This window comes from Glycomyces buryatensis (genome assembly GCF_004912275.1).
Classification (GTDB): Bacteria; Actinomycetota; Actinomycetes; order Mycobacteriales; family Micromonosporaceae; genus Glycomyces; species Glycomyces buryatensis.
In genome coordinates this window covers 13422-34058 of sequence record NZ_STGY01000054.1, presented here as the reverse complement: position 1 = coordinate 34058, position 20637 = coordinate 13422, and the positions used below count along the sequence as shown (strand labels likewise).

The following is a 20637-nucleotide window of genomic DNA, read 5'->3' as shown; positions in this document are numbered from 1 at the left end:
CCCCGGCGGGCCCGATGGTGGTTGCGGCCGTCATCCCAGGTTCGCCTGGTAGTCGTCGTAGTAGCGCTGGTGGATCTCGACGGCCTCGGTCAGTCCGAGTCCCTCCAGCTCCGCCGTGTAAGCGTCCCATTCGGACTCGACGCCGCCTTCGGTGATCCAGGTGGCCCACCGCTGCATCGCGGGTCCGAGCAGGTCGGTGTGGAGCAGCGAGAGCCTGCTGGAGTCCTCCGCGTTCATCTTGATCAGTTCCCCGGGCCAGATCTCGGTGGCCGGGTCGATGTTCGCGAGGACGTCCGTGAGCGGTTCGCCTTGTTCCGCCGACTCTGCCAGGTCGGTCGGCAGCGTGACCTCGATGTCGTCGCGGATCCATCCGGGGCTGTTGTCGGCGAGCGTGGTGGTCCATTTCCAGGTGGACGGGTCGGTCGCCTCGTCGGCCGGGGGCAGCACCTCGTACGAGCCGTCGCCGAGCTCTTCGACGTTCTCCCCGAACTCGCCCCAGAGCGCCTGAATGGAGAGGTCCTGGTCGTAGAAGGCGTCGATCACCTTCAGCGCGGCGTCCTTCTTGCTGCTCTGGGCGGACATGGTGATGGTGTTGAGCCCGTAGTTGAGGCCGTAGGAGTCGTACGTCCAGGCCAGGTCGTCGGGGTTCACGGAGGCGTCGGCCAGCAGCGGGGCCGTGGAGGCGTACTGCTCGGCCAGTTCCGGGCCGAACCGGTCCGAGGCCGTCCAGCCCCAGGAGAAGCCGACCTTGGCCACGTCGCCGTCGCCGCGTCCCACCGATTGGTAGGCGGAGTAGTCCTGGGTCATGACGTCCTGGCTGACCAGGCCGTCGGCGTAGAGCTCGTGCAGGAAGGACACCAGGTCGCGGTAGCGGGTGTCGGTGAGGAAGTTGCCCACCGTTCCGTCCTCCACGATGTATCCGGAGCCGCCGCCGCCCGTGATCGGGAGTCCGAAGCTGCCGAGCAGCACCGAGGGCTGGAAGAACCCGAAGCCGCCCTCGCCGGCCGGAGACCAGTCGATCGGGATCTCGTCGTCCGTGTCGCCGTTGCCGTTGGCGTCCTCGTTCTTGAAGGCGAGCAGGACTTCGTGCAGCTCATCGAAGGTGGTGGGCTGCTCCAGGCCCAGATTGTCGAGCCACTGCTGGTTCACGTACTGGCGGGTGGAGGTCTCCGGCCAGAAGCGACGGTAGGAGGGGATCGAGTAGATCTCCCCGTCGGGGCGGGTCGCCATTGCCTCGGTCTCGGGCAGTGCCTCGAACATCGCCGCCACGTTCGGCAGCGCCTCCATGTCGTCGCCGAGGTCCTCGAACAGGCCGGTGAAGGTGACCATGTCCGAGTCGTTGATGGCGTTCGTGCCGATCACCAGGTCCGGAATGTCGCCGGCGGCGAGCATGGTGGACTTCTTCTCCGCCCAGTCGGCCGAGACCTCCTCCCATTCGACCGGGATGCCCGCGGCCTTCTCGAGTTCTTCCACCCAACCCATGTCCTCCATGGGCCCGGTGAGGGCGTGCTTGACGACGAGGATCTTGAGCGAGTTGCTGTCCTCGCCTCCTCCGCCGCATGCGCTCAGCAGCATCGCGGTGGACGCGAGGCCGGCGAGGGCGGCGGCCCCTCTGCGTTTCAAAATCGGATTCAAGACTCCTCCTTGAGCCGGGGGGTTCGGGCATGGTTCCGATCAGAGGGTCGGCGGACGTTCAGGCCTCGCGTCACCGCGGTTCGGATCGATCAGGGGTGGGCGGTACCTGGGGCCGGGTCGCGTCGTCTCCTCGTAAGTGTCGTGAACGCCACACGACCTTATGCACGTAGTTCAGCGTTGTCAATAGAGGGACAGGATCAGGTGTGATCGTGCGTCCACAAGGCTCCGTGGGATTTTCAGGATCGACGCAGTTCGATCTCTGCGGTTCGATGGACGTCGCCGCGAACCGTCGTCAGCGGGGCACGCCCGAGGACGCTCGGGGAATCACATGCGCGGCGGCGTGGTACTCCCGCGGCGGGCCCGCGCTGCCGCCCAAGCGCTCGGTCAGCATCCGCACGGCCGCGCCCACCATCGCCTCGTGCTCCGGGCTCACCGTCGTCAGCGGCGGCACGGTGAACTCGGCCTCGTCGGTGTCGTCGAAGCCGGTCAGGGCCACATCGTCGGGAACGCGCACGCCATGGGTGCGGAGGGCGCGCAGCGCGCCGACCGCCACGGCGTCGTTGATGCCCATCACCGCGTCGAAGTCGCCGCCCGAGGCGAGCAGACCCGTCATCGCCTCGAACCCGGGGGCGCGCCGGTCCCAGTCCGAGCCGGCCACCGCCAGCGCCGGATCCGCCTCGAGTCCGAACTCTTCGTGCGCGGCGAGAAAACCCTCGAAGCGGCGCCCGGCAGGTCGGCCGTTCCTGGTCGCGTTCCACACCAGGGCGAGACGCCGCCGGCCGGTGTCCAGCAGGTGGCGGGTGACGGCCTTGAAGCCCTCGTATTCCCCCATCACCACCGTGTCCAGCAGTCCGGTGGGCGTGCTGCCGAACTGCACCACCGGTCGGTTCGGCGCCTTGCCGTCCAGCAGTTCGGCATTGATGTGGGGCGCGAAGACGATCATCCCGTCCGCATCCGCGGTGGTAGCGCCGAGGATCGCCTCGCGCTCGGCGTCGGCGTTCGAGGCGATGCGCAGGGTGCTGGTGAGGTTCTGTGCCGCGAGCGCCAGGATCAACCGTTCGGCGTTCTCGGCGTAGTAGGGCTGGTGGAGGTTCGGCACGACCACCGCGATCCGTCCACTGCCGCCGCCCGCCAATGCCCGGCCGGCCCGGTTCACCCGGTAGCCGACGGCGGCGACCGCCTCCCATACCCGTTCCCGGGTCGCCGTCGCCGCGTACGGGCGGTCGCGGAGCACATTGGAGACCGTCTTCGGCGATACCCCTGCCATGGCGGCGACGTCCGCCAACGTGGGTCGCTTCATCGCGCGCCCGGTCCCGACGTGGATTCGCGCTGCACCAGCGCGACCGGGACGGTGATCGCCCGGGGCGCCTGGTCATCCCCGGCCAGGCGCGCCGCCAGGAGATCGACGGCGCCCCGCGCCAGGGAGGGCGGGTCCGGGTCGATGGTGCTCAATGACGGCGTGCTGAACCGGCCGTCGTCCAGATTGCCGTAGCCGATCAGCGCCACCCGTCCCGGCACCTCGACCCCGGCGGCGTGCAGGCCCGCGAGCGCCCCGAGGGCGATTTCATCGGTGCCGCAGATGAGGGCGTCGACCCCCGGCTGATCGACCAGGGCCCGCTGCGCCGCCCGGTAACCGGCGGCGCGCCCCACCCGGCCCGGCTCGGGGTCGACGCGCGCGACCAGCCGGACCTGCTCGCGTTCGGCCAGCGGTCCGGGCCCGAGCCTCACGGCGCGGCCGCGGCCCATCACCTGCAGGTGCCGCAGCGCCAGGTCGACGGCCTGGTCGAGATCCGCGGACACCGCGTCCGTACCGGCGACCTGGGCGGCGGGAGGCCGCCGCGTGACCTCGACGCGGATCACGGGCCCGCCTTCGTCGGCGGCCGTCGTGGCGGGAAGCTCGGGCGCGTCGACCACGAGCAGCGCGTCGAAGGTGTGTCCGCGCTGTGCCAGCACCGAGGCGAGACGTGCGGGGTCGTCGTGCGTCGGCTCCACACTGGCGTGCAGGCCGTGACGGTCCAACTCCGTCACCAGCCGCTCCACCACGGCGGCGAGCAGGGGTCGACGCAGGTCCGCCACCGCGATGCCGATGACTCCGGTGCGGCCGGTGCGCAGGGTTCGTGCCGAAGCGTTCGGCGTCCAACCGAGTTCGGCGATCGCCGCGCGAACCAGAGCCCGAGTCGCCGGACGAATATGCGGTTCGTCATTGACCACGCGCGAGACCGTCTTCACCGAAACGCCCGCGCGTCCGGCGACCTCGCGCATCGTCACTCCCATGGAGATGAGATTAGATCGTCGGGGCCGGGCGCCACCGGCCCTACCTCGTCTGCCTTCCGGTCAGGGAGCGGAAGCGACCGCGGATCGGGCACCACGCTCGAGGCTCATTCGCTGCGCCCGTGGTGATTGCGATCCACCTCCGCCAGGTACTACCGTCCAGACAACGGATCGCAGACCGCAAGCGGAAGGGGCCACCGTGCTGAGCCAGGTAGCGGAGGGCGTGCTGGTCCACCGGAGCGAGTTGCTCGAGAACAACGCCGTCGTGGTGCAAGGCCGGGCCGGTGTGTTGCTGGTCGACCCCGGGTTGACGGGATCCGAGATGACCCGCCTCGCGAGCGACCTTCGCGAGTTGGGTCAGCCCGTTGTGGCAGGCTTCTCGACGCATCCTGATTGGGATCACGTGCTCTGGCACCCGGAGCTCGGTGAAGCGCCCCGCTACGGTACGGCCCGCTGCGCAGCCTCCATGCGGGATCTGCGGTCGAACCCGGACTGGAAGGCCCGCGTCGCCGAGGGGTTGCCGCCGGAAATCGCGGACGAGACACCGCTGGATCTGTTCGGCCTCATCACGGGCCTGCCCGCCGGAACCGCGCAGATCCCCTGGGAGGGCCCCGGCGTCCGGATCATCGAGCATCCGGCGCACGCACCGGGCCATGCGGCGCTGTTCATCGAAGAACGCGGGGTTCTCGTCGCCGGCGACATGCTCTCTGATGTCCTGGTTCCGAACCTCGACGACCTGAACGACACCAACGACCCGATCGAGGAATACCTCGTCGGGCTGCGGCTGCTCGAGGACGTGGCAGGCGACGTCGATGTCGTCGTCCCCGGCCACGGGTCGGTCGGCGGAGCCGATGAGGTACGCGCACGGATCGAGCTGGATCGGGCGTACGTGCTCACCTTGCGCGAGGGCCGTGTGCCCAGTGACCCGCGGGTTGGCCCGACGGCCAAGCCCGGCTGGGAGTGGGTCGGCGACATCTCCGTCGGGCAAGTCCAGCGCCTCGCCGAGAGAAGCGGACGCGGCGGCATGCCCGGCTAGCGATCGGCCTACTCGGGCGGCGGCGAGGCGGGAGACCGGCGGGACAGCGGCAGGAATTTTCGCGGCGGAATCTCACCGGGGTCCGGTCGCAGGTCAACGGGGTTGTCGCAGGCGGTCGCGGGTGGACCCCGAGCGTTAGTGTCCCGGTCATGGCAGCCAGGAAGCCAGAGACGATCGGCCACGGCACTCCCCTTGCCCCCGGCGCGCACCCGGACGCCCGGTTCGGCGCCCTCCTGAAGTCGCGCCGCGAGCGCGACGGCCTGACCCAGCGCGAACTCGCCGAACGCTCGGGCGTCAGCCTGGCCGCGATCCGCGACATGGAGCAGGGACGCAGCCGCCGCCCCCGGCGCGACTCGGTCCGCGCCCTCGCCCGCGCCCTGGGCCTGGCCGGTCCGGACGAGGCCCACTTCCTCGCCGCCGCCTTCGCGCTGCCCACCCCGACGATGTCCAAGGTCATGTCGCGTCCCGAACCACCACCGGCCCCGCCCGGCACGGCGACCACCCTGGCCATCCTGGGACCGCTCACCGTCTGGCGCGGCGGCGCCCGAGTGCCGCTGACCGCCGACAAGCAGCGGACCCTCCTGCTGCGGCTCGCACTGAGCAATGGCGACGTCGTCGGGCGCGAAGAGCTGATGGACCTGATCTGGGGACGGCGGCGACCGGAATCGGCCACCAATCTCCTCTATACCTACATCGGACGGCTGCGGCGCCTGCTGCGCCACGGACCCGCGGCAGCGGACATGCTCGCGTCCGCCCCGGGCGGCTACCGCCTCACCGCGGGCCCCGAGCAACTGGACCTGGTGCGGTTCAGGGAACTGGCCGCCCACGCCGCCGCCGAAGGCGACCCCGAACGGGCACTCGGCCACTACGCGGAGGCGGCCCGGCTGTGGCGCGGCGACACCGACGTGGACGTCCTTCGCGGCAGCCCGCTCGTGACCGCCGTGACCGACGAGTACGCCGCCCTGCTGCGCGCCTACGCCACGGCCGCAAGGGAACTCGGCGAATCCGAGCAGGTCCTGCCGCGACTGCGGGACCTGGCCGACCGGCTCGAACTGCACGAGCCGCTGCACGCCGAACTGGTCATCACCCTCTCCGCCGCCGGCCGCCAGACCGAGGCACTCGCGGCCTACGAACGCGTGCGCGCCATCCTGGGCGACCAACTCGGCATCGACCCGGGACCGCAACTGCGCGACGCCCACCAGGGCGCCCTCCAGCAACGCTGGCGCTCATCGCCGCAGGCACCGCGGAGCGGCCCGATCCGGCAGGCGCCGGCCGCACCGCCCGACTTCGTCGGCCGCGACCGCGAACTCGCCATCATCACCGAAACGCTCGGCCAAGCCGCGACCGGCACTGCGGGCGACACCGCACCGGAAGCGCCGACGGCGCGGATCATCGCCGTCAACGGCCCCGCCGGCGTCGGCAAGACCGCCCTCGCCCTGCAAGCGGCCCGGCACCTGCGCGAGGACCTACCGGACGGGCAGCTGTACGCGGACCTGCGCGGCGTCTCCCGCGACCCGATCGCGCCACTCGAAGTCCTCGGCAGGTTCCTGCGGGCCCTCGGCATCCCCGCGCAGCGCGTCGGCACCGACGAGGCCGAAGCCGCGGCGCTCCTGCGCAGCGAACTCGCGGGCCGCCGAATGCTCATGATCCTCGACAATGCCAGGGACGCAAAACAGGTCACGCCGCTGCTGCCCGGCACCGGCGAATGCGCCGTACTCGTCACCAGCCGACGCCGCCTCCCGGACCTCGCCGGCGCCCACGGCATTGACCTGCGGACCCTGCCGTACACCGACGCGCTCGACCTCCTCGCCGCAGCCGCCGGACCCCAGCGCATCCTCGCCGAACCGCATTCCGCCCGGCAGCTCGCCGAAGCCTGCGGACAGCTCCCGCTGGCGCTGCGCATCGCGGGCGCGCGGCTCGCCAGCAGGCCCGCGTGGACCACGACCGACCTCGCCCTGCGCTTGCGCGACACCGGCCGCCGCCTCGCCGAACTGAGCGTCGGCGAACTCGACGTGCTCGCCAGTTTCCAACTCAGCTACGACGCCCTGCGCGCCCCAGCGAGGCGCGCGTTCCGGCTCTGCGCCCTGCACCCCGGCGACGACTTCGGCCTCGACGCCGCGGCCGCGCTGCTCGACACCGAACCCGCCGGGGCCGACCCGATCCTCGGCGAGCTCCTGGACGCCAACATGCTCCTCCAATACACCGCCGACCGATTCCGCTTCCACGACCTGCTGGGCCTCTACGCGACCCGGCTGCTCACCGAGGACGAGCCCGCCGAACGCGAACCGGCTCGCGATCGCCTCCACGCCTGGTACCTGCGCGGCGCGACCGCCGCACTGGAATGGGTGTACCCCCAAATGGTCAGGCTCGCGGCGTGCGACGACCGAGACGCCGTGTTCGAGTCGTCCGAGACCGCGCTGGCATGGCTCGACGCCGAGGCCCCGGCGCTGGTCTCGCTCGTCGAGCGCACCGCCGACACCGGGCACCGGCACCTCGCCTGGCAGATCGCCGACCAGCTGCGCGGCTACTTCTTCATCCGGCGCCACGCCGACCGGTGGCTGCGGACCGCCGACGCGGGCCTCCGCGCGGCCACCGCGGAGGGCGACCCGGCCGCGCGGGCGGCGATGCTCACCAGCCGCGGCCAGGCGATGTGGGCGACGGGCCGGCATCAGGACGCGCTCGACGCCTACGAGGAGGGCGCCGCCCTGGCCGAGACCGCCGGGTGGCGATCCGCCGTCGCGTACCTGCGGCACAATATCGGGCTCGTGCAGTCCGAACAGGGCCGACTCGACGAGGCGGAGGCGTCGTACCAGCTCGCACTGGAGCTCAGCGCCGACGACGAATTCGGGCACGTGCGCGCGGTGACCCTCAATGGACTCGGCGCCATGTGCGCCGACCAGGGACGCCTTGCGGCGGCGGCGGAGTACTTCACCGCCGCGCTGCGGATCAATCGGGCGACCGGACGGGAGACCTCCATCCCGGCCAACCTCGGCAACCTCGGGATGGTGCTCCGTCAGCTCGGCCGGGAGCCGGAGGCCGAGGCGCACCTGCACGCGTCCCTGGACGGCTACCGGAGCCTCGGCAACCTGCACGGAGAATTGTCCACACTGGATGAACTGAGTCAGTTGTACACGCAACGCGGCCAGGCCGACGACGCGGTCAGCGCCGCCCGGCAGGGCTACGACCTCACGCTGATCGGCCAGAACCGGCGCGCGCAGGCGGCGCTGCTGACCACATTGGGCGAGGCAGAGCTGGGCGGCGGCGACGTCCCGGCGGCCCTGGACACGTTCGGGCGGGCGCTGGAGGTCGGCGCCGAATACCCGTTCTTCGCGGTGCGCGCCCAAGTCGGGTTGGCCGCGGCGCTGCTGCGCGACGGGGACGGCGTCGAAGCCCGCCGCCGTGCCGAGAGCGCGGGCGAGGCGGCTCGCGCCCATGGGTTCGGCATGCTCGAAGCGGGCGCCCTGGAGGTCCAGGCCAGCTGCGTCGCGGGCGAGGACCCGGCGGCGGCCGCGCGGCTCGCCACGGTGGCCGCGGGCGTCTACCGGGCCGCGGGTGCGGAGGTCCTGGCCGAACGGGTCGAAGCGGAGCATTCGCAGCCGCGCCATTGAGCCGGTGCATCCAGCGGATGCACCGGCGGTCACGGCGAGTCGATCAGCCGCGGACGATCTTGTGGTACCGGCGGGGAACGTAGCCCCGGGCCCGGTACCAGTCGATGGTGTAGGTCTTGCACCGCATGCCCATGACGGCGGTCGTCAGCTCGTAGGCCCGCATCGACCCGGACGGCGTGGTCCATTTCTCGAACAGCATGGTGTGCCCGTTGGGGTAGGCGGCGGCCTTGTTCATGATGTCGCCGGGGTGGAGGTCGTCCCAATCGATAACTCGGGAGATGTTGGGGAGGGTGCGCGTGCTGTGGCCGGGTGTGGGGCTGTGCCAGCACTGCGAAACGAACCCGGAGCAGTCCCGGCGATACCTGTGGTCCCCTTCCCAGTCCGTGGCCGTGCCTTGGCCGTTGTAGGGGATGTCGCGGTTGTACCAGTTCCGGGCGCGCGTGAGCACGCGAGAGCGCGTGATCTCGCCGTTGTAGGCGGCCTCGGCGGGGCTGGCGACGACGATCGCGGGGATCGTCGCGGCGGGCACGATGAGCGCCGCCTGCAGCATTCGGCGCCGCGAGACGTTCGGGCGTTCTTCTTGATCGGCCATGCGAATCTCCTTGGGGGGAAGGTGAATCAGAACTGTCGGACGACGCTCCGGCACCTGATCGGCGCCGCTGCGTCCTCTTGTCCACTCAGGCTAAGTCCGACGGGTGGAGCCGATCTGACACCGAAACCCGTACTCCGCCCGTACCGGTGCCGGGAGCGAAGGCCCCGACCCGGAACGGTCCAGCCCTGCACGGGTTGCCGGGCTTCGATATGGTTGGGTCCCAATCGCATTACTGTGACCGACCCCTGACCGAAAGGCCACCCCGAGGTGACACACCACCGACCGAAGCCGGTGCGCCGCAGAGTGGTCCGCAGGCAAGCCGTCCTCGATGACTGACATGAGGCGGAAGCGCCGCTGGATTCGGGCCTCGGATGGGTGGATCGAGTTCTTCCTCGTCCCGTTCGCGCTGGCGACCGTACTCGGCGCCTTGTGGGCGAGCGCGATCGCCGGCGACTCCGACGATGAGTACGGCATCCCGGCGATCGTCCTCGGTGTCCTCTGGGGATTCCTCTTCATCATCATCGACCTTTCCCGCTACCGGCATCGGGCCGCGTGGCTCCTGGTCCTGCCGATGGCCGGGGCGGTCTGGGCCGCATGGTTCGCCGTGTACGACTACACGATGGACGAACGCGGCATTGTGGAAGAGTGCCCGATCGTCGGTACGTACGACGAGGAAAAGGAAACGAGAGGCGGCGGCACCTACTGGGTGCGGACCTACACCCTCGAATGCGAGCACGACACGGTCACCGTGGACGAGCGGATCGACAGTAAACCGGCCGACGACCCCTACGACTCGATCGAAGGCGGCATCGACCGCGACGGCACGGATCCGTTCGACGGCGACCCGTTCGAGCCGGAGTCCATCGAGGTCGAGTACGACCCGCGCGGCCTCCTCGAAGCCCGCCGCACCGGCGATCCCGGCCCCGATACCAGGGAAATGCAGGGACTCGTTGTACTCCTTCTCGTGATCAGCCTCTGCGTCCGCCTCGTCGCCGCCAACGCCCGCTCGCACCGCGATGAACCGTCCAGCGCTCCGGGCACGTCCGGCGGACAGCACTGATGCCCGAGGTTGAACGGTCAGGGGAGCGGCTTCCGGACGAGAACCAGGACGAGCCGCGGGCCGACGGTCCATCTCCAACTCACAACCCTCCAGTGCCGCCCAGCGCCGCACCTGAACGAGCATCGTCCATTTCGGTCGTCGATCGCGGTTCAGTCGCCGGCATCCGGGGTGCGCTGTACTTCCAGGCGGCCGTCGCGCTGGCCTTCGCGCCCATCGCCTATCAGGTGCTCCTCGGGCTTTCGGCCTTGTCCGGCTCCGATGCCGCCGATATCCACGGACTGGCTTCCGGCTTCATCGCATTCGTCGTCATTCCCACGGCACTCCACCTATGGGCGGCCATTCAGGTCGGACGCTCCAGCTGGGGCGGAGCGCTCTTGGTCGTCTCGGTCCTGGCCACGGTCGTCCAGATCCTGATGCTGCTGCCGTACTTCGTCTTGCCCGCGGTGCCGTTCATCGTTGCGCTGATCATCGAACTGGTCTCGTTGGCGAACCAGGACACGCGGCGGCGGATCGAATCCGGTTCCGCGCCGAAGTTCGCGGGGCTACCGGAGTTGATCGTGCTTCCGCTGGCGATCGCGGTGTTCGCGGGCCTGATGGCCTGGAACGGCAACGTCAACGACGCCACCCCCGCGATGCCCGAGACGCCGAATCCCACCCGCGAATTCGACGCCTCGGAAGGCCGGCAGCGCCTTGAGGAAGTCGTGGATGAGACCCTTCCGGCATTCCAGGAAGTCGACGGCTTCGAGGGGCTCGGGGAGGAGCGCCGCATGGAGAACGCGAGCGGCTGCGAAGACGGCGCCGCGCCGGGCGAGGAATGGGTCGACCTGAGCATCGAGTACGACCTGGGCGAATTCGAACCTGATTCGGAGCTCAGCTTGGCCTACTTGGAGAGCATTCGGACCCGCTGGACCGAGCAGGGGTATGAGGTCACGCTCTATGTTCGGGAGAACGACAGTGGAGTGATGCAGAACCGCAGGTTGACGGCCGTCAGAGACGACGGAGTCGCCGCCGTTTACGACGTGGGCTACGGTTCCGCGAGCTTCGTGGTGCGGACTGGATGCGTCCTTCAGCCGGAATAGTGGTCCGGCATGGTGTCGGTGAAGGTGTTGGACAGTTCGTTCTCCCTGCCCGATGCGGTGCTCGGGCTCGGGGCCTCCGTACGATGGCTCGTCGCCCCTACCGACGGTTATCGAGGAGCTTGAGTTGGCACAACGGAAGCAGGTCACCCTGATCGATGATCTCGACGGCACCGAAGCGGACGCCACGGTGCAGTTCGGGATCGACGGTGGGTTGTTCGAGATCGAGCTCCACGAGGCGCATCAGCGGGAGTTGTTCGGGAAGCTGTCAAAGTTCATCGCCGTCGCAACTCCGCTCGGACAGTACCGGCAAAGGAAAGTTGCGCAGGGGACCCGTTCGGTCGGAGACGTTTGAGGTTGGAGGGCTGTCGCTACGGGGACAGCGCGGGCGGCTTCGCTCTGTTAGGTTGGTGCCGAATCGGATGTCCCTCAACCGCATCGAGAAAGCCCTGGAACTCACCCATGTGTCACTCCATAAGTCTCGAACCCCCGGGCACCCCTGAGCCACAAGGACTTCGCGGCGCCACTCTGACCGTGTGGATTCGTGCATGACCTCGATCGGTGACGTGGCCGCGATCCTGCGGGGCGCGATGCAGCTCATTGAGGAGGCGGCCAGCTCGACTAGGGCGGCCGAGAGCGGCATGGGCAATGAAGTTGCTCAGCTCAGGGCGAGTCTGGAGGGTTCGTCTAATCAGCTGGTCAGCGACGGTTTTGCTCAGTGGGATGATGCAGGAAGGGCTATCGAGGAGGCCCTGACGGCCTTCGCGAGCGGGAACGAGGTGATGGACCAATATGCAGCGTCCATCGCCGGAGGTGGTGGGAGCGGAGGCGGTGGCCTCACCAGTTCCATCGCAACCTCCGCCCGCATCAAGGCCCCCGACTTGCCAGACGACCCCACCGGGATGATCGGCAAGCCAGTTCCGGAGCCGACGCAGCCCGACTCGACCGCCGAAGGTGCCGGGCAACCATCGGGCGCCGCTCCTGATTCCTCCGCTCATGACGGCATGCGAATCTGGCTGCCAGGCGATGAAGCCTACGAGTCGTTGCGGAATGACCTCGGCGACCCGCTTCAACCGCCGGGGGAGATCGACCCTTCTGACGATTCAAGCTTTGGCAAGGCTCGTCGATTCGGACGCGGTTTTATCCGCGGCGGAGACGACTTGAAGAGCTTCGGAAGTGACCTGGCATCCTCCACCGCCGGAATCCATAAGGGCATGGACCTTCCAGATCCAAGTGGCTATGACGCGGCTACACTCGCTCCAGAGATCCCCGTCATGCAGCAACCCCCGCCGCCTCCCGGTCCGGCTCCGAATGATCTGGTAGGCAATACCATTCTGATGGCGGCGGTCTTCACGGAGGCCGGAGCGAGGATATTCGATCGGTTCGCAGGCAAGAGAGAGAGCAGAGATGGCGACACCTCGTGAAGCCCTTCGGGCGCAGGCACTCAATGAACACGAGCAGGCGAATAGCATCCTCGCCAAACTCCCACCCGAGCAGCTTGAGCACTACTACCTGCTCGCAATGGCGCTCTTTATGGGCGCGATCGGCCACAGGCTTGGCGAACGACCAGCCCGTGAAGAGATCGACCGGGTTCTCGCCGAGATGCGCTATGACTTCCGTGGGGTTAAGGACGAAGTTAATTTCCTTCACGTCGAAGCGCTCATCCGTGGCCTCTACGGCGAAGACCACCTGCTCGAAGACGTGTCATCTCAGGATCAGTATCGTGCGGCGATGCCGGTGATCTACAAGGTCATCGGCCAGTCTGAACAGTTCAAGGCTCAGCTCGACAGGTATCTCGATGATGCCGAGAAGATGGTACGGATCTGGCAGGCAGACGAAAACTGATCTCACTTGTCGGGGGACAACGGGTCAGGACCGAGCGCATAGCGCTCGGCCCCAGCAGACTCATGGGCGAGAAGGGGCGAGACCGCGATGACTGCAAACCCTGACGAAATCGCATTGTTGACCGTCATGATCACCAAGGACTCTGAATCGCCGAAGCTCCCTGCCGATCGGCTCGGACCCGGAAGGGCTTATGCGCTGGCTTCCTCCGCGCTTGCGGTGGCGGCAGCGCGGCGGTTCCCTGATGGGTCGACCTATGGGGAGATCGTGGCTTACAGCAAAGGCCTCGCCGACCGATTCCCCGGCGGCTCAGAGCTCCTGAAGCCCGCGATCGTCGAGGCGATGCTTCGCACCGGTCGCGGTGAAGAGGGCTTGCTTGATGGACTCGACATGGCACTGGTCCAACAGCTCCTGCTGATGCTGCCGCACGCCCTCCTGGCCGAGCAGGAACTCGGCGATGCCGAGAAGCAGGAGTTCATCAATGAAGTCCTCACGCTGACCGATGAGGGTGCGTAAAGCTTGTAACGCATAGCGGCTGGGGCCGGGAGTTTCGGCCTCAGCCGATTCTTGGGTGAGAAGGGCAAGCCATGAAGGGTAGCGAGGAAGCCAAAGCGGCCATGAGGGCGATTGCCCTTCAGGAGCCCAGCAAAGAGCTCGTGGCCAAGGTTCCTGACGGCGATGAATGGACCGCCTACGTGTCCGCGATGTTCGCAGGCGTGCTGGAGAAGGTCTTCAAGGACGATCAAAGCCACGATGCCATTCACCGTTTCGTGGACGAGATGCAGACGCAATACCGCCACCTCGACCCGCCGTTGAAGGTGCTTACGCTCGAAGGGCTTATCCGCGTCATGTTCGGCGAGGACCACTTCCTCGACGAGATCAGCGGCAAGGATCAGATCCAGCTTTCGCTCTTGACGATCACGAAGGTCGTAGCCACCGACCCCGAAGTGAGCCGCAACCTTGAAGCGTATCTCAATGATGGGGTTACCCTTGCCGACTCTTGGCTGGCTGGAGACTAGTAACCCATTGCAGCACAAGCAATCAGGGCCGAGCGCGAAGCGCTCGGCCCTGATTGTCGTAACACGATCTTCTAGACACGTAAGGACAAGAAGCGAAAAACACGCGAGTCGCGGGTGGTCGCTTGCGATCCCGTGTGCGATAGTTCGAAGGCGCGCAGTGCGCGATCCATAAGCCACAACTCAATATGGTCCGGTGGGCCGCCCTTCAAACGCCAATCCGACTGGCGGCCCACCTTCACAGCAATGGAAGGAAACCTCCCATGGCCTCTGTCAGCGTACGCCAAAATCCGACCTTCGGGCCAGGGCGAAACGGCTCGGCGCCGCACTCGTCCAACCCGCCCGATTCGGGTGACTCCGCGCATCCCGCCTCGAGCGACTTCTCCCAGGTCGCCCCGAACGAACTCACCGACTCCGTCCTGGGCAAGTCGGCCGACTCCTACGATGTCCCCCCGCTGCAATTCGGGGTCGAGTTCCGCTCTCGGACGGTCCGCCCCCACGACCCGGACGACCCTGGCGTGTTCGGCACGCCCGGCTGGCGACCTGACCCCCGCACCGGCCGTCACCGCCGGGGCGAGCTTCCCGACCCGCTTCCGCCTTCGAACGAGGAGACCCCCGAACCGTCTCGTCCCTCGGCAGGTCCCCCGCACCAGGCCAACCCCGAACCAGCCTGGCCCCCAGTCAGCGCGCCGCGCCCCGCCGCAGGCGCCTCGCGTCCCAGCACCCCGGCCCGCGGATTCGATGTGCCGCACCGCTTCTCACAGCTGCGCGAGGCGGCATTCGACCGCTTCATGACCGGCTCGGAGGTGTTCGCGCGCGCCCACGACACCGAGATGACACCAGGCCGCTGGGAACGGACCTGGACGAAAGTCACCGGCTGGTGCAAGGGCCTGATCCGTCCGGCGATCCGCAGCCGCGCCCCCGAAGCGCCTGCGGCCCACCGGAAACAGCCCGCACCGCAACCCACACCGCAACCCACACCGCAGCCCGTACCGCAAGTCCCGCAGCAGCGCACCGGGAATGACCGACCGCGCCCGAACCCGTCCTGGCGTTACCGCGTCGCCTCCCACCAGGTCCGCACCGCCCGGTTCGCCCGCGCGCTGGGCGGGGCACGGCTCGCCAGGAGCGAACCCGAACACCGGCAAGCCGACCGACGGAACCGCTCCTTCGCAGCCTGGTCTCCTCATTCCCCAGAAGTCACCACCGCCACCACCACCTCCACAACCACTCCGACCACCACTTCCAAGCCGACCGCGCCCCGGCTTCCCGCTCCAGGGTCGCTTTTCATCGCCGCGTGGGAACGGGCCTTCGACGCCGGACCCGGCCTCGGCCAGGCGGTGGCCCGATGACCGATCCGTACCTGACCGCCATCGCCGCCATCGACGGCCGCTTCCTCCGCTACGAATCCCTGCCGCACCAGACCCGGCTACGGATCACGTTCTGCGGCAAGCCCTTCGAAGACAGCACCGAGGCCCTGCCCGAGGACACCACCGAGCCCGTGCCCGGTGAGGCCCTGGGGTCGGTGATCGGCCTGAACACCGCCGAACCCGGCCTGCGCGTGTCCGCCCCGCTCCACGTCGAGTGGGCTACGGCCAACCTGGACGCGATCGTCGCGCAAGCGGTCCGCATCTGGGCCGCCGCCGAACCCGACCGCAATGCGGCCCGCATTGCCGCCCGCGCCACCGATGGCGGCCACTTGCCCCGCATCTTCGAATCGAACCGTCAAACCCCGCAAAGCCCCACCTCCGCCCCGGTCTTCCGGCAGTGCGAGGGCTGAACCATGAAACGAGCCGAAACATCATGAACCGCAGAAAGAACAGTGCCCAAGACCGGGTCAAAGACCACCCCGACGACCTGCCCAACGGGCCGACCGGGAGCAAGATCGCCGAGATCATTGTCGACGGCCGGACCTTGGAGTTCTTCCTCCCAGAGGGGAACGAGGACAAGGTCTATGTGGCCGCCGTCGAGCGGAAGTACCAGCCGATCGGCGCGGTCATCCGACTGGAGCGCATCCAGCCGTCCTACGCGACCCTCCTGGACGAGGAGGCCTGGGCCGCCAAGCACGACCGAGCCGACCGCATCGTCCAACTCGCCGTCGCCTGCTACTGGAACTGCCTCGATCACCACGTGATCCGCGAGTCCCGCTCTAAGGGCCGAGCGGTCCAATGGCTCCGCCGCTTCACCCCAAGGTGGACCGACCCGCCCGCCTGACCCCACCCAGGAGGACAGCACCTTCAACCTGACTTCACCCGAATGCCGGGCCGATCGATCGGTGGGAATCGACCGGCCCGGCCCATTCCAATGCGGAGTCGTTGCGCCGCAACGGTTCGGGTGCAGGTCCGGTTCAGGTGCTTAGTCTGATGCGCCCAGAAAGCGGTGGGCATGCCCTTCGGCGGCAGGAGAATCGATCACCTGCATGGGGGAGACGGTTCCCCGTCCCGGGGGAGGCGCTGCCCGCACACCTCTCTGGAGACTTGCTCCATGTCACCGAGACGCTTGACGCCGTTCCTTCTCGCCGTATATGCGGCCGTTCACGTTTGGTGGGCGATCGCGGGAGCGCCACACTTCGACTCGTTCGGTGAATCGTTCATCCCAGGAATCTGGACGCCCGTCGCCATCGCAGTGGCAGCCCTGGCCGCGAGCCTGCTCTTCCTTCGGGAGAACCGCCATCCGTGGGCCATCGTCGCTCTCGGCTGGGCAGCCGGGATCGGCATGATCCTCTACTCGTTCATGTTCGCACTGGACCTCGCGTCGATGCTGTTCGGCGAGTTCGCCGCCTCCGACTGGACCGGATTCCTCATCCGCGGGCTCGGTGTCGCCTGCGGGGTGCTCACCGTCCTCGGCACCATTGCGGCCCAGCGTCGTGCCCGCGGTGCCTGCTCGCGGTGCGGGAGGCTGCCGGCCGCACATCCCGGCACCCTCCGGACCGGCCCCGCCCCGTGGTGGGCGTACGCCGGTGCGTACGGCGCACTGACCGGAGCCGTGGTCCGGCTCGCCGCCGAACTGATCACGGGGCTGCCCTGGCCGCCGACGGAACCGTCGGGCCTCGTCTTCCTCGTCCTCTACACGGCCGCAGGGTCACTCCTCCCCCTCGCCCTCGTGCACCGATGGGGTCGGATCTGGCCCCGATGGGTCCTCCCGTTCGCCGGACGCGACGTGCCCCGGTGGATCGTCCTGGTGCCCGCCTTCCTGGTGGGAGGCGGACTGAGTGCCTACTTCGGACTTGTTGGCGGCACCTACACGATCCTCGGTGACTTCAGCGCGGAGTTCCCACTTTGGTGGACGCTGATGGTCATCCCCGGATATACGGTGTGGGGCCTCGGACTGCTCGTGGCCGCCGTGTTCTTCCTGGGAATCACGAAGCCGCCGTGCTCGAGCCCGGCCGCTTGATCGAGCTGGGATGGCTCCCCGTTTACCGGGTCTCTGGCGGACGGGAAGCGCTCATTTTCCGGCTGTGGCGTCCCGCAGGTATCCGAGCAGGTCGTCTACCAGCTCGGCCGGGGAGGCATTGCCCTTGCCCTCTCCATTCATGTGGCCCGCCAGCGCGAGGTCGGCGGCGCCGTGGGTGAGCGCGCGGAGCAGCGAGGCCAGGCGGACGGTGTCGCCGGGCGGGAGTGCGCCGTCCGCTTGGGCGGTCGCGACGAGGTCGAGGAAGCTGGACTGTGTCAGCGTCGCGGCCTCGGCTAGCTCGTCGGAGTCGATGGTCCACGGCCCGAACACGAGCTTGAACCGGGCCGGATAGCGCAGCGCCCAGTCGATGTAGTCGTGGAGCACGGTTCGCAGTGGGGCCCTGGGCGATTCGCTCAATGCCGAGTGCAGCCCTTGGAGTTCCCGGGCCGCCACTGCGGCGAGCAGGGCCTCCTTGCCGGCGAAGTGCTTGTAGGGCGCGTTGTGCGACAGCCCCACCAGTCGACCGACATCGCGCAGGGTCACCGCTTCGACCCCGCCTTCGTCCAGGAGCTGGGCGGCCGCCCCCACCATTGCCTCGCGTGTGCTGGTCATTGTTTCTTCCATGGTTGACAACGTCAACCTGCTGGATTAGGTTGACGACATCAACCTAACATTCGATCTTCAGCGAATTGGAAGGGAAGTGACCCAATGCCTTCGGTAAAGAATGCCGTGGTCACCGGAGCCACCTCCGGCATCGGCGAGGCGATCGCCCGCGATCTCGCGGCAGCGGGGATGCGGGTCGTCCTCGTCGGCCGCAGTGAGGAACGGCTCGACCAGTCACGGCGGCGCATCCTCGCCGACGTCCCGGACGCCGACGTGCGGCCCGAACACGCCGACCTGTCGCTGCTCAGCGAGGTCCGCGGCCTCGCCGAGCGCCTGGCCGACCCGCCCCCGGACGTCGTGGTCTGCAATGCCGCGGTCATCGCCGATATCGCCGACCACACCCCCGAAGGGCTGCAACGGACCCTGGCCACCAACCACCTCGCGCCCTACGTGCTGCTGAACTCACTGGTCGAGCCCATCGGCGCCCGGCGCGCGCGATTCGTGGTGGTCGGCGGCTCGCCGCGGGCGCTGGCACGAGTGCCGATCGACGTCGACGACCTGGAACGGAACACCAGCCGGGGCCTCGGCGCGGTGCGCAGTTTCCAGCCGTTCACCGCTTACGCGCGCACCAAGAACATGAACGCCATGTTCGTCTACGCCCTGGCCAGTCGGCTCCGCGGCACCGCGATCACGGTCAATGGCGCGCACCCCGGCATCATCCGGGGAACCAGGTTGGGCCTCAAACACAACCGTGGCCTGCTGCGGGCATTCGGGGCGATCTCGCAGCTGCTGTTCTCGCCGGGCGGCCCCGAGGCGGGCGCCGACACGCCGACCTGGCTGGCGACCGCACCGGAACTCGACGGGGTCACCGGGCAGTTCTTCGTCAAACGCAAGGCCGTCGCCACCGCGCCGCACACCACCGACCCGGCGCGGTGCGACCGACTCTGGGACGAGAGCGCCCGCCTCGTCGGGCGGTGAACAGGTAGAACGCCGTGACAGCGGCCCTGTCAGGGCGACGTCAGTGCGGTGTCAGGGGCGGTGCCCATAGTTGCCTCATCAACGAAAACCGCACAACCGCAAAGGAACACATCATGTCGATCGTTACTCTCACCGCCGAGAACAAGTCCACCCTCCGCACCGCCGCCTTCGGCGCCGTGACGCTCATGTCCTACGCCGGGATCGCCGGTTCGGCCCACAAGGTCGCCACCGACGGCTCGCTCGCGCTGGCCTCGGCCACGGGATTGACCGGGCATGTCCTGGCCGAGAAGCAGAAGGACTTCAAGCTCGACCACAAGTCCAGTGCGGCCCTGGCCGACCAGGTGCTGCCGGCGCTGACCGCGTCGGTCGCCATCCTCAAGGAGCAGGACGCGGCGGAGGTCGACAACTTCCGCTCCACCGTCCTGGTCGCGATCGAGGCGGCCACCCGGGCCCACAAGGGCGCGCCCAGCCCGACCATGGCCGAGATGACCCGCAAGATCACCGCCGCCCTCGACGCCGCCTGATCGGCATGCGACGGCGCGCCGCCGTGTCGCAAGGAACCGCGAAGGTCCTTGCGACACGGCGGTTTCGCGGGTTCGAGCACTCCCTAAGCGATGTCCCAGTCCCACTCGGTGATCTGCGACCGCATGAGGCGCGCGGCCGCGGACAGGTTGTCGTCGCTCGTCCAATGGAGACTCAGGGTCCGGTTGCAGTGCGGGTGGTCGATGCCGACCCAGGAGACGCCCTCCTCGAAACCGCCCTGGCGGGCGATCGTTGGGAACAGGCACAGCCCGAGCCCGGCTCGGACGAGCGCGTAGGTGGCGGCGGGCTCGTCGGTCTCGCAGATGATGCGCGGCTCGAGGTTGCGGTCCGAGAACAGCCATTCGAGGTGGCGTCGCTGCCATTGGCCGGGCCTGGTGGTGACGAACGGTTCGTCGGCGAGGTCTTCGATCCGCACCTCGGCCGCGCCGGCGAGGCGGTGTCCCGGCGGCGTCGCGAGCCAGACCCGTTCGACGTGGACGACTTCCGAGGTGATCCGCGGCGCGTTGACCGCCTGCGAGGCCAGGCAGAGGTCGACCTCCTGGGCGCGCAGGGCCTGCTCCATCTCGCTCGTCGACATCTGGTGGAGCTGGATGTCGATGTCCGGGTGCGCGGCCTTGAACGCGGCGAGCGGACCGGTGAGGGGCAGGAAGGTCTCCGAGGCGAGCCGGACGCCGCCCGGGCCGCTGTCCAGGGCCTGGGCGACCGCGCGGCGGCCCGCCTCCAGTTCCCCGAGGGCGCGTTCGACGTGGTCGGCGAAGATCTTGCCGGTGTCGTTGAGCTGCAACCGGCCCGCCCGATCGAACAGGGGAGTGCCGAGCTCGGTTTCGAGGCGGGCGATGGTGCGGCTCAGCGAGGGCTGGGCGACGCGCAGTTCGGCGGCGGCGCGGCTGAGGTGCCCGGCGCGGGCGACCGCGAGGAACTGGCGTAGTCCATTGAGCTCCATGGGTTCCTCTCATGCCGAAACGGTTATAACAGCATAGCGATATT

At 68.5% G+C, this 20637-nt stretch carries 21 protein-coding genes; 15 read left to right on the top strand and 6 right to left on the bottom strand.

Annotation, left to right across the window (positions count from 1 at the left end; all coding sequences use genetic code 11):
• Positions 1–30: 30 nt before the first annotated feature.
• The 3 genes from FAB82_RS13615 to FAB82_RS13605 all read right to left on the bottom strand — a co-directional run bounded on the left by FAB82_RS13615 (position 31) and on the right by FAB82_RS13605 (position 3909).
• Entirely contained in the window at positions 31–1623 is a 1593-nt protein-coding gene (locus FAB82_RS13615; protein WP_136535083.1) for a type 2 periplasmic-binding domain-containing protein, read from the bottom strand.
• Positions 1624–1927: 304 nt separating this feature from the next.
• Positions 1928–2935, bottom strand: coding sequence for a LacI family DNA-binding transcriptional regulator (locus tag FAB82_RS13610; RefSeq protein WP_136535082.1), 1008 nt, complete (start codon positions 2933–2935; stop codon positions 1928–1930).
• A complete protein-coding gene (locus FAB82_RS13605; protein WP_136535081.1) occupies positions 2932–3909 on the bottom strand; it encodes a LacI family DNA-binding transcriptional regulator in 978 nt (325 codons plus the stop codon). Before FAB82_RS13605 ends, FAB82_RS13610 begins: the two co-directional genes overlap by 4 nt.
• A gap of 196 nt (positions 3910–4105) precedes the next feature.
• Here FAB82_RS13605 and FAB82_RS13600 point away from each other — a divergent pair, with 196 nt between their 5' ends.
• The gene (locus tag FAB82_RS13600; RefSeq protein WP_136535080.1) at positions 4106–4942 is read left to right on the top strand and encodes an MBL fold metallo-hydrolase; all 837 of its coding nucleotides are present in this window, start codon (positions 4106–4108) and stop codon (positions 4940–4942) included.
• Between the two features lie 149 nt (positions 4943–5091).
• On the top strand, positions 5092–8550 hold the full coding sequence (locus FAB82_RS13595) for a BTAD domain-containing putative transcriptional regulator (RefSeq protein WP_136535079.1): 3459 nt from the start codon (positions 5092–5094) through the stop codon (positions 8548–8550).
• 43 nt (positions 8551–8593) lie between these two features.
• Here the strand turns inward: FAB82_RS13595 and FAB82_RS13590 are convergent, their stop codons facing one another.
• Positions 8594–9142 (bottom strand): NlpC/P60 family protein, encoded by a 549-nt coding sequence (locus FAB82_RS13590; protein ID WP_136535078.1) that lies wholly within the window; start codon positions 9140–9142, stop codon positions 8594–8596.
• A gap of 328 nt (positions 9143–9470) precedes the next feature.
• Between FAB82_RS13590 and FAB82_RS13585 the strand changes: the two genes are divergently transcribed.
• From FAB82_RS13585 to FAB82_RS13535, 11 genes are all read left to right on the top strand, one after another.
• Positions 9471–10202, top strand: coding sequence for a hypothetical protein (locus FAB82_RS13585; RefSeq protein ID WP_136535077.1), 732 nt, complete (start codon positions 9471–9473; stop codon positions 10200–10202).
• Between the two features lie 92 nt (positions 10203–10294).
• Positions 10295–11281 carry a hypothetical protein gene (locus tag FAB82_RS13580; RefSeq protein ID WP_136535076.1) on the top strand — a complete coding sequence of 329 codons (987 nt, stop codon included), beginning with the start codon at positions 10295–10297 and terminating at the stop codon, positions 11279–11281.
• Positions 11282–11405: 124 nt separating this feature from the next.
• The gene (locus FAB82_RS13575) at positions 11406–11633 is read left to right on the top strand and encodes an Lsr2 dimerization domain-containing protein (protein ID WP_136535075.1); all 228 of its coding nucleotides are present in this window, start codon (positions 11406–11408) and stop codon (positions 11631–11633) included.
• A 193-nt stretch (positions 11634–11826) separates the two neighbouring features.
• Entirely contained in the window at positions 11827–12702 is an 876-nt protein-coding gene (locus FAB82_RS13570) for a hypothetical protein (RefSeq protein ID WP_136535074.1), read from the top strand.
• The gene (locus FAB82_RS13565; RefSeq protein WP_136535073.1) at positions 12686–13123 is read left to right on the top strand and encodes a hypothetical protein; all 438 of its coding nucleotides are present in this window, start codon (positions 12686–12688) and stop codon (positions 13121–13123) included. Before FAB82_RS13570 ends, FAB82_RS13565 begins: the two co-directional genes overlap by 17 nt.
• Positions 13124–13249: 126 nt before the next feature.
• Complete coding sequence (locus FAB82_RS13560) at positions 13250–13636, top strand: hypothetical protein (protein ID WP_136535072.1); 387 nt, start codon at positions 13250–13252, stop codon at positions 13634–13636.
• 71 nt (positions 13637–13707) lie between these two features.
• Entirely contained in the window at positions 13708–14139 is a 432-nt protein-coding gene (locus tag FAB82_RS13555) for a hypothetical protein (protein ID WP_136535071.1), read from the top strand.
• A gap of 260 nt (positions 14140–14399) precedes the next feature.
• Entirely contained in the window at positions 14400–15485 is a 1086-nt protein-coding gene (locus FAB82_RS13550) for a hypothetical protein (RefSeq protein WP_136535070.1), read from the top strand.
• Positions 15482–15913 carry a hypothetical protein gene (locus FAB82_RS13545; RefSeq protein WP_136535069.1) on the top strand — a complete coding sequence of 144 codons (432 nt, stop codon included), beginning with the start codon at positions 15482–15484 and terminating at the stop codon, positions 15911–15913. Before FAB82_RS13550 ends, FAB82_RS13545 begins: the two co-directional genes overlap by 4 nt.
• Before the next feature lie 23 nt (positions 15914–15936).
• A complete protein-coding gene (locus FAB82_RS13540; RefSeq protein ID WP_136535068.1) occupies positions 15937–16347 on the top strand; it encodes a hypothetical protein in 411 nt (136 codons plus the stop codon).
• Between the two features lie 270 nt (positions 16348–16617).
• Entirely contained in the window at positions 16618–17526 is a 909-nt protein-coding gene (locus FAB82_RS13535) for a hypothetical protein (RefSeq protein WP_136535067.1), read from the top strand.
• 51 nt (positions 17527–17577) lie between these two features.
• Here FAB82_RS13535 and FAB82_RS13530 read toward each other — a convergent pair whose 3' ends face one another.
• Positions 17578–18138, bottom strand: coding sequence for a TetR/AcrR family transcriptional regulator (locus tag FAB82_RS13530; protein WP_136535066.1), 561 nt, complete (start codon positions 18136–18138; stop codon positions 17578–17580).
• 96 nt (positions 18139–18234) lie between these two features.
• Between FAB82_RS13530 and FAB82_RS13525 the strand changes: the two genes are divergently transcribed.
• Together FAB82_RS13525 and FAB82_RS13520 are read left to right on the top strand one after the other, a co-directional pair.
• Complete coding sequence (locus FAB82_RS13525; RefSeq protein ID WP_136535065.1) at positions 18235–19107, top strand: SDR family NAD(P)-dependent oxidoreductase; 873 nt, start codon at positions 18235–18237, stop codon at positions 19105–19107.
• Positions 19108–19220: 113 nt separating this feature from the next.
• Positions 19221–19631 (top strand): hypothetical protein, encoded by a 411-nt coding sequence (locus FAB82_RS13520; RefSeq protein ID WP_136535064.1) that lies wholly within the window; start codon positions 19221–19223, stop codon positions 19629–19631.
• A gap of 83 nt (positions 19632–19714) precedes the next feature.
• On the opposite strand, the gene FAB82_RS13515 is transcribed toward FAB82_RS13520, so the two are convergent.
• Positions 19715–20593, bottom strand: coding sequence for a LysR family transcriptional regulator (locus FAB82_RS13515; RefSeq protein ID WP_136535063.1), 879 nt, complete (start codon positions 20591–20593; stop codon positions 19715–19717).
• Positions 20594–20637 lie beyond the last annotated feature (44 nt).